The sequence below is a fragment of the Stenotrophomonas sp. LGBM10 genome (genome assembly GCF_046736075.1).
GTDB lineage: Bacteria > Pseudomonadota > Gammaproteobacteria > Xanthomonadales > Xanthomonadaceae > Stenotrophomonas.
Genome location: NZ_CP177163.1, coordinates 831,383 through 846,383, shown reverse-complemented (window position 1 = coordinate 846,383; position 15,001 = coordinate 831,383). Strand labels below are relative to the sequence as shown.

Annotated in this window: 14 protein-coding genes; 11 read left to right on the top strand and 3 right to left on the bottom strand. The window is 69.2% G+C overall.

Going from position 1 to position 15,001, the window contains the following annotated elements; genetic code table 11:
* Positions 1 to 79: 79 nt before the first annotated feature.
* From ACLB90_RS03595 to ACLB90_RS03585, 3 genes are all read left to right on the top strand, one after another.
* Entirely contained in the window at positions 80 to 2,011 is a 1,932-nt protein-coding gene (locus ACLB90_RS03595) for a FimV/HubP family polar landmark protein (RefSeq protein ID WP_411851649.1), read from the top strand.
* An 80-nt stretch (positions 2,012 to 2,091) separates the two neighbouring features.
* Complete coding sequence (gene truA / locus ACLB90_RS03590; RefSeq protein WP_411852689.1) at positions 2,092 to 2,865, top strand: tRNA pseudouridine(38-40) synthase TruA; 774 nt, start codon at positions 2,092 to 2,094, stop codon at positions 2,863 to 2,865.
* Complete coding sequence (locus ACLB90_RS03585) at positions 2,862 to 3,518, top strand: phosphoribosylanthranilate isomerase (protein ID WP_411851648.1); 657 nt, start codon at positions 2,862 to 2,864, stop codon at positions 3,516 to 3,518. The genes truA and ACLB90_RS03585 overlap by 4 nt, the downstream gene beginning before the upstream one ends.
* 99 nt (positions 3,519 to 3,617) lie before the next feature.
* Here ACLB90_RS03585 and ACLB90_RS03580 read toward each other — a convergent pair whose 3' ends face one another.
* The gene (locus tag ACLB90_RS03580; protein WP_411851647.1) at positions 3,618 to 4,505 is read right to left on the bottom strand and encodes a LysR family transcriptional regulator; all 888 of its coding nucleotides are present in this window, start codon (positions 4,503 to 4,505) and stop codon (positions 3,618 to 3,620) included.
* 95 nt (positions 4,506 to 4,600) lie between these two features.
* Between ACLB90_RS03580 and trpB the strand changes: the two genes are divergently transcribed.
* From trpB to glmM, 5 genes are all read left to right on the top strand, one after another.
* Complete coding sequence (gene trpB, locus ACLB90_RS03575; RefSeq protein ID WP_411851646.1) at positions 4,601 to 5,827, top strand: tryptophan synthase subunit beta; 1,227 nt, start codon at positions 4,601 to 4,603, stop codon at positions 5,825 to 5,827.
* Positions 5,824 to 6,522 carry a hypothetical protein gene (locus ACLB90_RS03570; RefSeq protein WP_411851645.1) on the top strand — a complete coding sequence of 233 codons (699 nt, stop codon included), beginning with the start codon at positions 5,824 to 5,826 and terminating at the stop codon, positions 6,520 to 6,522. The genes trpB and ACLB90_RS03570 overlap by 4 nt, the downstream gene beginning before the upstream one ends.
* Position 6,523: 1 nt before the next feature.
* Positions 6,524 to 7,336: a tryptophan synthase subunit alpha gene (gene trpA, locus ACLB90_RS03565; protein WP_411851644.1), complete on the top strand. Its 813-nt coding sequence runs from the start codon at positions 6,524 to 6,526 to the stop codon at positions 7,334 to 7,336.
* 219 nt (positions 7,337 to 7,555) lie between these two features.
* Positions 7,556 to 8,440: an acetyl-CoA carboxylase, carboxyltransferase subunit beta gene (gene accD, locus ACLB90_RS03560; RefSeq protein WP_411851643.1), complete on the top strand. Its 885-nt coding sequence runs from the start codon at positions 7,556 to 7,558 to the stop codon at positions 8,438 to 8,440.
* Complete coding sequence (glmM, locus tag ACLB90_RS03555; protein ID WP_411851642.1) at positions 8,440 to 9,807, top strand: phosphoglucosamine mutase; 1,368 nt, start codon at positions 8,440 to 8,442, stop codon at positions 9,805 to 9,807. Before accD ends, glmM begins: the two co-directional genes overlap by 1 nt.
* A 74-nt stretch (positions 9,808 to 9,881) precedes the next feature.
* On the opposite strand, the gene ACLB90_RS03550 is transcribed toward glmM, so the two are convergent.
* Positions 9,882 to 10,736, bottom strand: a complete 855-nt coding sequence (locus ACLB90_RS03550; protein ID WP_411851641.1) for a polysaccharide deacetylase family protein — start codon at positions 10,734 to 10,736, stop codon at positions 9,882 to 9,884.
* Positions 10,723 to 11,862, bottom strand: coding sequence for a glycosyltransferase family 4 protein (locus tag ACLB90_RS03545; RefSeq protein ID WP_411851640.1), 1,140 nt, complete (start codon positions 11,860 to 11,862; stop codon positions 10,723 to 10,725). The genes ACLB90_RS03550 and ACLB90_RS03545 overlap by 14 nt, the downstream gene beginning before the upstream one ends.
* A gap of 340 nt (positions 11,863 to 12,202) precedes the next feature.
* On the opposite strand from ACLB90_RS03545, the gene ACLB90_RS03540 reads away from it, so the two are divergent.
* The 3 genes from ACLB90_RS03540 (at position 12,203) to secG (ending at position 14,985) form a co-directional block, all read left to right on the top strand.
* Positions 12,203 to 13,138: an isopenicillin N synthase family dioxygenase gene (locus tag ACLB90_RS03540; protein ID WP_411851639.1), complete on the top strand. Its 936-nt coding sequence runs from the start codon at positions 12,203 to 12,205 to the stop codon at positions 13,136 to 13,138.
* 584 nt (positions 13,139 to 13,722) lie between these two features.
* Positions 13,723 to 14,478 carry a triose-phosphate isomerase gene (gene tpiA, locus ACLB90_RS03535; protein ID WP_411851638.1) on the top strand — a complete coding sequence of 252 codons (756 nt, stop codon included), beginning with the start codon at positions 13,723 to 13,725 and terminating at the stop codon, positions 14,476 to 14,478.
* A 54-nt stretch (positions 14,479 to 14,532) separates the two neighbouring features.
* A complete protein-coding gene (secG, locus tag ACLB90_RS03530; protein WP_411851637.1) occupies positions 14,533 to 14,985 on the top strand; it encodes a preprotein translocase subunit SecG in 453 nt (150 codons plus the stop codon).
* Positions 14,986 to 15,001: the final 16 nt, after the last annotated feature.

Sequence of the window (15,001 nt, the reverse complement as noted above, 5' to 3'; positions counted from 1 at the left end):
GGGCGGCGGCATGGGGATGCCGCCGGCCGCACCACATGAATCATCGCCGATCACGGGGGGAGCCGTTATATTGGCCGCCATGAAGAACCGGGCTCCGGGCGCATCGCGCCCGCTCAAGTATGTGTCGACGCTGCTGCTGGCCCTGGCCAGCAGCTCCGCCCTGGCCCTTGGCCTGGGCGATATCCGTGTGCTGTCCAAGCCCGGCCAGCCGCTTCTGGCGGAAATCCCGGTGATTTCGGCCGATCCAGCCGAGCTGGAACAGTTGCGTGTCTCGCTGGCCTCGCCGGCCACCTTCGCCCGCGTCGGGCTGGAACCGCCCAGCGGCCTTGTCAGCGAGCTGCAGTTCGAACTCACCCGCAATGCCCAGGGGCGGGCGGTGGTCCGGGTGAGCAGCCATGCGCCGGTTGCCACGGCCTCGCTGAATTTTCTGATTGAAGCCGATTGGGGGCAGGGCAGGCTGGTGCGCGAGTACTCGGCACTGGTCGATGCGCCCAACAGTGCCGCTGCCGTTGCCGAGCCGGAGATCGTCGCGCCTGCCGGCGCGATGTCCAATGCCATCGTGCGCGAGCCGGCCCCTGCGCCGGCCGTGACCGCCCCGGCCGCCCCGACCGCTGCGGCACCCGCGCCGCGCCCGGCGGCCGCTGCCCCGCGCGCCACGTCCGCCCGTCCGGCGGCGCCGGCGCCGGCGGCGATGGGCGCCGATGGCATCACCGTCCAGCGTGGCCAGACCCTGTCGCAGATCGCCGCGACGGTCGCCCGCGAGCAGGGCGTCAGCCGCGACCAGGCGATGATCGCGCTGCTGCGCGCCAACCCCGAAGCCTTCATCCGCGGCAACGTCAACCTGCTCAAGCAGGGCGCGGTGCTGCGCGGTCCGGCCGGCAACGGCGGCGCGGCCATCGACGCCAACGAGGCCGCCGCGATCGTGCGTGAGCACACCGCCCAGTGGCGGCAGTCGCGCGCGGCGATTCCGCAGCCGGCCGACACGGCCGCCAACGCGCCGGTCCCCGCCAGCGCCGCGCCGGCACCGGGCGTCACGCCGCGCCAGGGCGCGCGTCTGGAGATCGCGCCGGCTGTTGCCGCTGCCGACCACACCGCAGGAACAACCACCGGCACCGCCGCCGGCAGTGAGGGTGACATGCTGGGCAACGAACAACTGCGACAGGCCAAGGAAGACGTCGCTACCCGCGATGCCGAGATCCAGGAGCTGCGCAACCGCGTGGCGGAGCTGGAGAAGCTCAAGACCCAGCAGCAATCGCTGATCGCGATGAAGGACAACGACCTGGCGGCGGCCCAGCAGCGGCTTGCGCAGGCCCCTTCGCCACGCGAAGGCAGCAGCGGCGGGTGGTACTGGCTGGGTCTGGTGGTGCTGGTGCTGGGCGTGGTGGGCTGGCTCTTCAGCCGCCGCCGCAAGGCCTCGCCGTTGCCGCCGCTGTCGCGCGACAGCCTCGACGGCGCCGCGCTCGCCGCCGCCGTACCGGCCGCCGATTACGTGGATGAGCTGGCCGCGCAGCAGCGCGCTGCCGACGACGAGGACGCATACGATGCCTCGCCTGACTCGGCCCCGCTGGCCGATGGCCTGCGCCGCGAGCCGGTGTTCGCACTGGAGCCGGTGGCCGGCGACAGCGCGGTGGTGGCCGTGGACGACGCCGATGTCGTCGCGCAGACAGAACCCGATGCCGACCCCGTGCTGCCCGGTCCGCCGGCGCACGCGCTGGAAGCGGCGGCGCAGCCGTCCTTCCGCGGCGTGTTCGAGTACCCCGCCGAAACGGTGCCCGGCCCCGATGCGACGGATGCCGACGCCGCGAGCGACGAGGCCGTCGAGGCCGTGGACGCGCCTGCCGATGACAGCGTGTTCGCGCCTGCGCCGGGACGCGACCGGCTGGAACTGGCGATCGCCTACCTGGACCTGGGCGATGCCGAAACCGCGCGCACCCTGCTGCAGGAAGTGGCCGTCGGTGCCGACCCGCACATGCAGGCCGAAGCGCGCGAGCTGCTTGCGCGGCTGGGATGAACGACGCCTTTGCCAGTCGTTCTCCCGCTTGATTCCCGGGCCGCATCCGGCCCGGTTCCCCGACGAAACAGAGGTTGAGCATGCGCTACGCGTTGGGCGTGGAATACGATGGCAGTGAGTACAAGGGCTGGCAGCAGCTGGGCGAGAGCGGGTGCCCCAGCGTGCAGGCCAGCCTGCAGGATGCGTTGTCCTCGGTGGCCGATGCCCCGATCCAGGTGACCTGCGCCGGCCGCACCGATGCCGGCGTGCACGGCGAATGCCAGGTGGTCCATTTCGATACCGACGTGGTGCGCGATCCGCGCGGCTGGACCTTGGGCACCACGACCCGCTTGCCGCGCTCGATCGCGGTGCGCTGGTGCGTGCCGGTGGCCGACGATTTCCACGCGCGCTTTTCGGCCCGGGCGCGGCGCTACCGGTACCGGCTGCTGAACCGCCAGGTGCGCCCGGCGCTGTACCGCCAGACCCTGAGCTGGGAGCGTCGGCCGCTGGACGCCGGGCTGATGCACGCAGCCGGCCAGGCGCTGCTCGGCGAGAACGACTTCAGTGCCTTCCGCAGCATCCAGTGCGAGGCCCTGCATGCCCGGCGTGAGCTGCAGGCGATCAGCGTGGTCCGTCACGGCGAGGTGGTGGAGGTCTGCGTTCAGGCCAATGCATTCCTTCATCACATGGTGCGCAATATCGTCGGCTCACTGATCCTGATCGGTTGTGGGGACAAACCGGTGTCGTGGATGGCCGAGCTGCTGGCGGGCCAGGACCGCACCGTGGCCGGTCCCACCGCCCCCCCGCAGGGACTGGTGTTTGTTGGACCGCTGTACCCCGACAACTGGCATCTGCCCGCCGAGGTCACCTTATGAGCCGCTCCTTCTATCGCACCCGCATCAAGTTCTGCGGCATGACCCGTGCCGGCGACGTCCGCCTGGCCGGCGAGCTGGGCGTGGACGCGGTCGGCTTCATCTTCGCCCGCGAGAGCAAGCGCCGCGTCGCCCCGGCCGAGGCCCGTGCGATGCGCCAGGCCATCGCGCCGATGGTGGATGTGGTCGCGCTGTTCCGTGACAACAGCAAGGAAGAGGTCCGCGAAGTCCTGCGTACCGTGCGACCGACCCTGCTGCAGTTCCACGGCGACGAAGACGAGTCGTTCTGCCGCAGCTTCAACATGCCCTATCTGAAGGCCGTGGCGATGGGCGGGCGCGACGACGTCAACGCCCGCCAGCTGCAGCTGCGCTACCCCAGCGCGGCCGGTTTCCTGTTCGACAGCCACGCGCCGGGCGGCGGTGGCGGCACCGGCGTTGCCTTCGACTGGACCCGCCTGCCGACCGGCCTGCACCGGCCGTTCCTGCTGGCCGGCGGGATCACCCCGGACAACGTGTTCGACGCGATCGTCGCCACCCTGCCGTGGGGGGTGGATGTGTCCAGCGGCATCGAAACCGAACCGGGCATCAAGGACGGCTACAAAATGCGCAAGTTCGTCGAGGAAGTGCGCCGCGCGGACTGCCACGAGGCGGACTAGCGCCAGCGGCGCCCGTCCGCGGCAGCGCCCGCCCGATGGCCGGGACAGCGTTGAGGCGTCCATGCGCCGCAATGCCGCGCAGCCGGCCAGCGGCCGGCACTACGTGAGATTCCCGGCCAACCAGTCCGCCAGCGCGTCCACCCGCGCATCCTGCGCGCCCTCCGGCGTCGCCAGTACCCAGAAGCCGCCGGTGGCGCCGAATCCCCACGGGGCAATCAGGCGTCCGGTCGCCAGATCGTCGGCCACCAGCGGTTCGGGGGCGATCGCCACCCCCAGTCCGGCCACGGCCGCTTCCAGCAGGTAGTACAGGTGCTCGAACCCGGTACCCAACTGCAGGCGCGCCGGGTCCAGCGTGTGCGACGTTGCCCAGTCCGGCCAGGCCTGTGGGCGCGAGGTGGTATGCAGCAGCGCTTCGTCCAGCAGCGCGTGCGGCGCTTTCCCGCGCAGGCGCGCGGCTGCGGGGTGTTGCGGGCTCACCACCACGCCGACCCGTTCCGGCGCCAGCGCGCGGACCTGCCACCCGCGCGGCCACGGCGGTTGCGCCAGCAGCAGAATGGCATCCAGCGCCTGCTGGTCGGCGGTGAAGCTGCCATCCTGGGCTGACCAGTGCAGCGGCAGTCCGGGCAGGGCCGCCTGCAGTGCCTGCAGCCGCGGAATCATCCAGCGCGCCAGGATGCTGCCACTGCAACCCAGCACCAGCGGCCCGGGACGTTGCGCGCGCCTGACCACCGCCACCGCGTCGCGGATCTGCGCGAACGCGCCTTCACAGGCGGTCTGCAGCACGGTGCCGGCCGGGGTGAGCCGCAGTCCCCGGCCGTCGCGCACGAACAGGGCCACGCCAAGCACGTCTTCGAGCACGCGCAGCTGGCGGCTGATCGCGCCATGCGTCACGTGCAGGGCCTCGGCGGCGCGGCCCACGCCGCCCAGCCGGGCCGTTGCCTCGAAACTGCGCAGGGCGTTGAGCGGGGGCAGGGGAAGGGTGCTCATGTGAGTTTTCCTGACGGTTCATGGCAGATATTGTCGATATTACTGTCATGACCCGTGCGTTAAAGTGTCAACCTGTCTCCACCGGTTGTCGCGCCATGTCCTCCTCTCCCGCCTCCCCCATCGCCGATTTCCACGCCTATCCCGATGCCCAGGGGCATTTCGGTCGCTACGGCGGCAGTTTCGTCGCCGAAACCCTGATCGGGCCGCTGCAGGAGCTGGCCGCCGCCTACGACGAGGCGCGCCGCGATCCGGCCTTCATCGCCGCCTACGACAAGGACCTCACCCACTACGTGGGCCGGCCAAGCCCGATCTATCACGCCGAACGCCTGAGCCGCCAGGTCGGTGGCGCGCAGATCCTGCTCAAGCGCGAAGACCTGAACCACACCGGCGCGCACAAGATCAACAACACCATCGGCCAGGCCCTGTTGGCCGCGCGGATGGGCAAGAAGCGCATCATTGCCGAGACCGGTGCCGGCCAGCACGGCGTGGCCAGTGCCACCGTGGCGGCGCGGCTGGGCCTGGAATGCGTGGTGTACATGGGCGCCACCGACATCGAGCGGCAGAAGATCAACGTCTACCGCATGAAGCTGCTCGGCGCGACGGTGGTCCCGGTGACCTCCGGGTCGGCCACGCTCAAGGACGCGCTGAACGAAGCCATGCGCGACTGGGTCACCAACGTGCGCGACACGTTCTACATCATCGGCACCGTCGCCGGGCCGGACCCGTACCCGCGCATGGTGCGCGACTTCAATGCCATCGTCGGACGCGAAGCGCGCGCGCAGATGCTCACCGACTACGGCCGCCTGCCCGATGCGATCACCGCCTGCGTGGGCGGTGGCAGCAACGCGATCGGCCTGTTCCATGCCTTCCTCAACGATCGCGACGTGCGCATCGTCGGTGCCGAAGCGGCCGGTGACGGCATTGAAACCGGCCGCCACGCCGCCTCGATCGCCGCCGGTCGCCCGGGCGTGCTGCACGGCAACCGCACCTATGTGATCTGCGACGACGACGGCCAGATCATCGAAACCCATTCGGTGTCGGCCGGCCTGGATTACCCCGGCGTGGGCCCGGAGCACGCCTTCCTGGCCGATGCCGGCCGCGCCGAGTATGTCGGCATCACCGACGACGAAGCACTGGCCGCCTTCCATCAGCTCGCACACAGCGAAGGCATCCTGGCAGCGCTGGAATCCAGCCACGCGGTTGCCCAGGCGATCAAGCTGGCGCGCGAGCTGCCCAGCGACAAACTGGTGCTGTGCAACCTGTCCGGGCGCGGCGACAAGGACGTGCATACCATTGCCGCGCGCGAGGGTCTGGTTCTGTGAATCCACTGCTGCGCCAGGGAAGTGCGCTGCTGATCGTGGTCGGCCTGACCGGCTGCACCCCGCCGGACCCGCCGGTGCTGCCGGCCGCGCCCGCGGCGCCGGCGGCGATCGCACCGGCACGGATGCCGGCAAGCAACGAAGACGACATCGCCAACCGCCCGATCGAGGACGACCCGGCGCCTGCACCGGCTGCCAGGCCTGTGGCCCCGGCCGACGACGCGCCTGCGGTGGTCTCGGTTGCCCTGGACCACGCCGGCGACATCGTGATCGGGCAGCGCTTCAGCGCGGACGATGCCGACGACCAATGGCACTCGGCGGGGCTGAGCGACGGCGGGGCACCGGGCAGTTGCGAGTTCTACGAGCGCGGCAGCCTGCCCGAGGGTGTCTCGATGATGGTCCAGGACGACCATGTACTGCGTTTCGACCTGGCGCTGCTGGATGGATCGGGTGAAACGATCACCCAGGCCGGCCCATTCGGACTGCGCCTGGGCATGTCGCGCGAGCAGGCGCTGCGACGCCTGCCGGACGGCAGCAGCGTGCAGCCGCATGCCTACCTCCCCGACGCGGGCGAATACCTGGTCTGGCAGGACCCGGGGTCGGACCTCGCGATCCGGCTGGAGATCGTCGATGGCGCGATAACCACAATGTATTGGGGCGCCAGTGGCGCCGTTGAAATGATCGAAGGATGTGCCTGACATGAGTGTGGACCGTATCGATGCCTGCTTCGCCCGCCTGCGCGCCTCTGGCCGCAAGGCGCTGATTCCCTTCATCACCGCAGGCGACCCGGGTCTGGAGGCGACCGTGCCGGTCATGCACGCGTTGGCTGCGGCCGGGGCGGATGTGATCGAGCTGGGGGTCCCGTTCTCCGATCCGATGGCCGACGGGCCGACCATCCAGCGCAGCTCCGAGCGCGCGCTGGCGCGTGGCGCCGGGCTGCGCTATGTGCTGGAAACCGTGGCCGGTTTCCGTCGTGACGACACCACCACCCCGGTGGTGCTGATGGGTTATCTGAACCCGGTCGAGATCCACGGCACCGCGCGCTTTGCCGAGGCGGCGATCGCCGCCGGCGTGGACGGCGTGCTGCTGGTGGACCTGCCGCCGGAAGAGGCGGCCGAAACCCGGGACATCTTCACCGCCGCCGGGCTGGCCCTGATCCTGCTGGCGTCGCCCACCACCGCCGATGCGCGCCTGGATACCTTGTCGGCAATGGCGCGGGGCTATCTGTACTACGTGAGCTTTGCCGGCGTCACCGGTGCGTCCGAGCGCCTGGACAGCGCCGCCGCCGGCACCCGCCTGCGCGATCTGCGCCGCCGCTCGCAGGTGCCGGTGGTGGCCGGCTTCGGCATCAAGGACGCCGCCAGCGCCGCCGCGATGGCCGTGGAAGCCGACGGTGTAGTGGTAGGCAGCGCCCTGGTCGCCGCCCTGGCCGACGCCGGCACTGCCGCAGACGCCGCCACCGTGGCCCATGCCTTCCTGCAGCCGCTGCGCGAGGCGCTGGACGCGTTGTAATGCAGCCACCAGCCGGCGCCGCGCAGACACCGTAATGCCGGCCGCTGGCCGGCTCCACGCACATCACCACGTCGCGGCGAAACCCCCCGAACGTACGCCCCAGCACGGTTTTCACGCCCGCTTTACCGCGCCCGCAGGGGGTCCCGGGCACCGTACGGGTGAGCTAGACTGTCCGCCTTTGCGGCCCCCGGGCCGCCCTGAACGGAAGTAGCATCCCGCATGAGTTGGCTCAGCAAGTTGATGCCGTCTGGCATCCGCACCGACAACGTCCCCAGCAAGAAGCGCAGCGTCCCCGAGGGCCTGTGGGAGAAGTGCAGCAGCTGCGGCAGCGCGCTCTACCGTCCCGAGCTGGAGGAAAACCTCGAGGTCTGTCCCAAATGTGGCCACCACATGGCCATCCGCGCGCGCGCGCGCCTGGCAGCACTGTTCGACGCCGACAGCACCACTGAAATCGGCGCGCGCCTGGGCCCGACGGACCTGCTCAAGTTCAAGGACCAGAAGAAGTACAGCGAACGCATCAAGGCCTCGCAGAAGAACACCGGCGAGTACGACGCGCTGATTGCCATGCAGGGCCTGATGAAGGGCCGCCCGCTGGTGGCATCGGCGTTCGACTTCGCCTTCATGGGCGGCTCGATGGGGTCGGTGGTGGGTGAGCGTTTCTCGCTGGCCGCCGAAAAGGCGCTGGAGATCGGCGCGCCCTACGTGTGCTTCTCCGCCAGCGGCGGCGCACGCATGCAGGAAGGCCTGTTCTCGCTGATGCAGATGGCCAAGACCTCGGCCGCGCTGGGTCGCCTGCGCGATGCCGGCCTGCCGTACATCTCGGTGCTCACCCACCCGACCACCGGCGGCGTGTCGGCATCGTTCGCCATGCTGGGCGACATCAACATTGCCGAACCGCAGGCGTTGATCGGCTTCGCCGGCCCGCGCGTGATCGAACAGACCGTGCGTGAAAAGCTGCCTGAAGGCTTCCAGCGTTCGGAGTTCCTGCTGGAGCATGGCGCGATCGACCAGATCTGCGATCGCCGCGAGATGCGCGACCGCCTGTCCGAGCTGCTGGCCATGCTCGGCCGTCAGCCCGCTCCCGCTGCGGACGCGGCTGCCTGATGGGCGCGCGCAAGTATTTCGGCACCGACGGCATCCGCGGTCGGGTTGGCCAGGGCGTCATCTCGGCCGATTTCGTGCTGCGCCTGGGCAATGCGCTGGGGCGTGTGCTGACCGCCCGCAATGGCCATCGCCCGGGCCACCGCCCGGTGGTGGTGATCGGCAAGGACACCCGCATTTCCGGCTACATGTTCGAAGCCGCGCTGGAAGCCGGGCTGGTTGCCGCCGGTGCGGACGTGCAGCTGCTGGGGCCGATGCCGACCCCGGCCGTGGCGTTCCTGACCCGTACGCTCGGCGCCGATGCCGGCATCGTGATCAGCGCCTCGCACAACCCGCATTACGACAACGGCATCAAGTTCTTCTCCGCCGATGGCGAGAAGCTCGATGACGCCACCGAACTGGCGCTGGAAGCGGCGCTGGACGAGCCGTTCATCACCGCCGAATCGGACCGCCTCGGCAAGGCCATGCGCGCCCGGGATGCGGTCGGCCGCTACATCGAATTCTGCAAGGCCAGCGTGCCGCGCGCCTTTGATCTGCGCGGGCTGAAGATCGTGCTCGACTGCGCCCACGGCGCTACCTACCACATCGCCCCGCTGCTGTTCCGCGAGCTTGGTGCGGACGTGGTCGCCATCGGTGCCGAACCCAACGGCGTGAACATCAACGATGGCGTCGGTTCGATGCACATCGACAACCTTGCCGCCAAAGTGCGCGAGACCGGTGCGGACCTCGGCATCGCCTTCGACGGCGACGGCGATCGCGTGCTGATGGCCGACGACCAGGGCAACCCGGTCGATGGCGACGATCTGCTCTATGTGCTGGCGCCGTCCTGGCGTGGCAATGGTCGCCTGCGCGGTCCGGTGGTTGGCACCCTGATGACCAACTACGGCCTGGAGCAGGCGATGGAGCGGCTGGACATTCCGTTCCTGCGCAGCAACGTCGGCGACCGCTATGTGCACCAGGCGCTGGTCGAAGGCGGTGGCGTGCTGGGCGGCGAGGCCTCCGGGCATCTGCTGTGCCTGGACCGTGCCACCACCGGCGACGCCATCGTCAGCGCGCTGCAGGTGCTGGAAGTGCTGCGTCGTGAAAACACCTCCCTGCGCCAGGCGCTGTCGGGCCTGCACAAGGTGCCGCAGAAGACCGTCAACGTGCGTCTGGCCGGCGTCTCGGCCAAGGCCATCGTGCAGTCCGATGGCGTGCAGGCGGCGCTCGCGGCCGCCCAGCAGGCCGTGCAGGGCCGTGGCCGTGCGTTCCTGCGGCCGTCGGGGACCGAGCCGGTCGTGCGCGTGACCGTGGAAGCGGACAGCAGCGACCTGATGCAGGCCACGCTGGACAACCTGTCCGATGCGGTGAAGGCCGCCGCAGCGGCCTGATCGGCGCTGGCGGTGCACGAAAAAACCCGGCCTCGGCCGGGTTTTTTCGTGGCGCCTGCGTCAACGTCCGCCGGTCACGGCCCCGGCACCATCTTCTTCTGCCTGGCCTTGAACCGGTTGAACAGCGGCGCGATCAGCGGGTGGTAGCTCCACGCGATGCGCTTGCGCAGCCAGCGCGCCGGCCGGTTGCGGATCGCGAAGCGGTAGATGTGGGCCGGGTCGCCGCCGACCACGTTACGGCCGAACGGGTGGGTGGTATGCAGGTGGGTGAAGCCCTGCTGCCGGGCGATCGCCACGTAGTCGTCGTCGAAATCGCCATACGGCCAGCACAGCGTGTCCGACACCGTGCCCAGCTTCTGCTGCAGCACCTCGCGCGCACGCGACAGGTCGCCCTCGATGCCCACGCATTTCTGCGCACGGCTGATCGCCTGCTTCATCCAGCGCGTGTGCGTATGGGTATGGCAGTGCACCTCGAAGGTGCCGGCCGCGATCATCGCGCGCGCTTCGCTCCAGCGCATCATCACCGTGTCCGCGCGGTTGTCTTCCAGGATCGCCGCCTCGCAGCCGCGATGATCCGGTGTTGCCGGCAGGGTCGCCCCGGCCTGGCCTGCGTGCGGTCGCTCCGGGCCATCGCCCATCCAGCCGGTGACCACGAACACCACCGCGTGCATGCCGTACTTGAGCAGGATCGGGTGGGCGTAGACCCAGTTGTCCAGGTAACCGTCGTCGAAGGTGATCACGATCGATTTGCGCGGCACCGGCTTGCCGGCCAGGAAGTCGGCGTACTGCGCCAGCGTCAGCGAGGTCCAGCCGTCGGCGGCCAGCCACGCGATCTGGCTTTCGAAGTTCTCCGGGGACACGGTGATCATGCCCGGCGAGGGCGACACATGGTGATGCATCAGCACCGGGACGGATCTAGCGTTGGCCATGCCCAAGTTCCTTCAACCACTGGTGGTAATAGTGTTCGGTCGCTTCGGTGTGCCCGGACGGCGTGAAGCGCTGCGCACTGTGCATCCATTCCCAGCCGGCGCGGCCCATGCGGCGGCGCTCCTGCGGGTCGTCGACCAGCGTCTGCAGCGCATGCGTCAGCGCGGCCAGGTCGCCGAGCGGCGCGAGCATAGCATTGCTCCCTTCCATCACCATTTCCGGGACGCCACCCACCCGCGTGGCCACGATCGGCACGCCGACGTAGGCCGCTTCCAGGAACACGGTGCCGGCGGCCTCCTTGTGGCTGGCCAGCGCGAAGATGTCGAAGGCGGTCATCAAGCGGCAGGCGCCCAGGCGGTAGCCCAGCAGATGCACCTGGCTGGCGATGCCCAGTTCCTCGCGCAGCGCCAGCAGGCGGTCCATCACCGGCTGGCCGTCGCCGACGATCACCAGCTGCAGGTTGCGGTGGCGGCGGCAGAGCGGGGCGATCGCATGCAGCAGATCGGCGTGGCCCTTCGGCTCGCGCAGCACCGCCACGCAGCCGACCACGATCTGGTCGTCGTCGAAACCGAGTTCGCGCCGGACCTCGGCGCGGGTCTCCTGCAGGCACTCCCACGGATCGTCCTTGTTGACCTGTGTCCACTGCGGCGGCACCGCGATGGGGGGCACGATGCCGATCCGGTCACCGGCGATGCCGCGTGTCACCAGCAACTGCTTCACGAAGCTGCTGACGGTGAGGACGCGGTGCGGCAGGCCGGTATAGGTGAGCAGCGAGTTGACCGGGCTCATCAGGTGACGTGAGCGCACCACCAGCGGCGTGCCGCCCAGGCGCGCGCCGGCCGCGGCGATCAGGCTGTCGCGGCGGCTGGTGGTGTTGACCACGTGGTAGCCGTGGCGCCGTACCAGCCGCGAGACCGACCCGATGCCGCGCAGCAGGCGCAGCAGGCCGCCCATCTTCAGGGTGTGCACGGTGAAGCCGGCTTCCCGGGCAATCTCGCCGAGGCGCGCGCCGGGCTGGCACAGCAGCGAGACGTCATGGCCGCGGTCGCGCATGGCCAGCATGTGCCGGTAGATGTAGATCTCCTGGCCGCCGAAGCCCTTGGCCGCCTCGGTATGCAGGATCTTCAACGGAATGAAACGGGGGCCAGGCGCCTCTGCGCCAGCGGCGCGGGCGTGTGGGGCGACATCGATGGCGGGGCAGGCATCCGTGTGCCGGGCGCTGCCAATGAAGGAGGAGGGCACAGCGGGAACCGGCGAGGTGGCGTCCATAGGGCGGATCGAGTGCTGCAGCAGAGGAGGGGACGCGTGGCGGCGGCAGCGTCGTTGGCCCGTTCACACAGCCCGGGTGGCGCGCATTGTATCGGCTTGTATCAATGTATCGGTGGCGGCATGAGCCCGATCTGTCACAATGTTCAGCCGGGCCACAGGTGCGGCCCTTCGTCCATCCAAGAACAAGCCAGGTAACGCTGTGAGCCAGATCCCGACCCTCGACATCACCCGTTTTGACAGTGACCGCGACGCCTTCGTCGCAGAGCTGGGCGCGGCCTATCGCGAATGGGGTTTCGCGGGCATCCGCAACCACGGCATCCCGCAGGCCGACATCGATGCGGCCTACGACGTCTTCAAGGCCTTCTTCGCCCTGCCGGAGGAGACCAAGCGCCAGTACCACATCCCGGGCAGCGGCGGCGCCCGTGGCTACACCCCGTTCGGCGTCGAAACCGCCAAGGGCTCCCAGCACTTCGATCTGAAGGAGTTCTGGCACATCGGTCGCGAGATCCCGGACGACTCCAAGTACCGTGACGTGATGGCGCCGAACCTGTGGCCGTCCGAGGTCCCCGGTTTCCGCGAGCGCGGCTATGGCCTGTACCAGGCCCTGGACAACCTGGGCTCGCGCGTCCTGTCGGCGCTGGCCCTGCATATCGGCCTGCCGATCGACTTCTTCGCCGACAAGACCAACAACGGCAACTCGATCCTGCGCCCGATCCACTACCCGCCGATCACCGCCGAGAACATCCCCAACGTGCGCGCCGGCGCCCACGGCGACATCAACTTCATCACGCTGCTGGTCGGTGCAAGCGCAGCGGGCCTGGAAGTGCAGTCGCACGAGGGCAAGTGGGTGCCGTTCACCTCCGACGCGGACACCATCGTGGTCAACATCGGCGACATGCTGCAGCGCCTGACCAACCACGTGTACCCGTCCACCATCCACCGCGTGGTCAACCCCCCGGGCGAGCAGGCGCGCCAGCCGCGTTACTCGGTGCCGTTCTTCCTGCACCCCAACCCGGACTTCCTGATCGACGTGCTGCCGACCTGCATCACGCCGGAAAACCCGAGCCGCTACCCGGAGCCGATCACCGCCCACGGCTTCCTGGAAGAGCGCCTGCGCGAGATCAAGCTGAAGTAACCGCCCATCCGACCGAACCGGCAGGTACCGACCGCTGGTCGGTACGCCCCGGAAGGCTGCCAAAAGGCCACCGTCATGGTGGCCTTTTTGTTTGTCGCGAACGGCGCGGCTGCTCGTTGCTATCAGCGCGGGGCGAGGCCCGGCACACCCCTCCGCGACACGCCGTGAACCCATCCCTGGGGGCTGCTCCAAAACATCCATGTTTTGGAGCGTCGCTGCGGGGTGCACCGGTCCTCACCCCTCAAGCAGTCCGTCGACCGGATCGGAAAGCAGATTCAAGCCGTCGGCATGGGCCGCTTCTGCCGTCCGGTCGCCATCATCTGTAGGGGGCTGGGGCCGGTACGCCCCGGAGGGACTGTCGAAAACATGGATGTTTTCGACAAGCCCCCAGGGATGGGTTTACGTGCGTGTCCCGGAGGGGCGTACCGGACCCGGCCCCCTCTCCGACAACAATGAACAGCCGCGCTCTTCGCGCCAAACCCAGCCACAGATCATTATCCATTTGAAATGTAAGCGTTTTCGGCGGGGCGCTGATTCGTTACATCCGGTATCATTGCCCGTTGATACCCAACTGGAGCCCCGCCATGCGCCGCAAGATCGTCGCCGGTAACTGGAAGCTGCACGGCAGCCGCCAATTCGCCACCGACCTGGTCAGTGACCTGGTCGCCAGCCTGCCGCGCGATGGGGTGGAGGTCGTCATCCTGCCGCCCCTGCCGTATCTGGGCGAGCTGGTCGAGGACTTCGAGGGCCGGGCCATCGCCTTCGGCTCGCAGGACGTGAGCTCCAACGAGAAGGGGGCCTACACCGGTGAGGTCTCGGCCTCCATGCTGGCCGAGGTCGGCGCCCGCTATGGCCTGGTCGGCCATTCCGAGCGTCGCCAGTATCACAATGAGACCAGCGAGCTGGTGGCGCGCAAGTTTGCCGCCGCCCTGCACGCCGGCCTGGTCCCTGTGCTGTGCGTGGGCGAAACCCTGGAGCAGCGCGAGGCCGGCCAGACCGAGCAGGTCATCGCCAGCCAGCTGGCCCCGGTGCTGGCCCTGGTCGGCCCGGCCGGCTTCCAGCACGCCGTGGTCGCCTATGAGCCGGTCTGGGCCATCGGCACCGGCCGGACCGCCACCAAAGAGCAGGCCCAGCAGGTCCATGCCTTCATCCGTGGCGAAGTGGCCAAGCTGGATGCTAGAATCGCTGATTCGTTGCCGATCCTTTACGGTGGCAGCGTGAAGCCCGACAACGCTGGGGAACTGTTCGCGCAGCCCGATGTCGATGGTGGGCTGGTGGGCGGCGCCTCCCTGGTGGCCGCGGACTTCCTGGCCATCGTCGATGCGGCGGCCGGGCGCTAACAAGATAATGTGCCGACCGACCGTCGGCGCGACATGTCCGAGGACGGATTCGAAATGCTGATGTTGATCCTCAATGTGGTCTACGTGCTGGTGGCGGTGGCCATGATCGCGCTCATCCTGATGCAGCGCGGTTCCGGCGCGGCCGCGGGTTCGGGTTTCGGCGCGGGCGCCTCGGGGACCGTGTTCGGCGCGCGTGGCGCGTCCAACTTCCTGTCCAAGTCGACCAAGTGGCTGGCCGTGGTGTTCTTCGGCATCAGCCTCTTCATGGCCTGGTATGCCAGCCACGGCTCGCGCCCGGCTGCGCAGCAGGACCTGGGCCTGATGTCGGCCCCGGTGGAAAGCGTGCCGGCCGCGCCGGCAGGTGAGTTGCCGGCCGTGCCGAAGGCCCCGGCAGCACCCGTCCAGACCCCGGCCCAGCAGCCGGTTCCGCAGGCCACTGTGCCGGCTGAGGCGGGAGCGAAAACTTCTGGTGAAGAAAAGCCTTCGGAAGGCACCCAGAATCGCTGAAGACGGTTACAATATG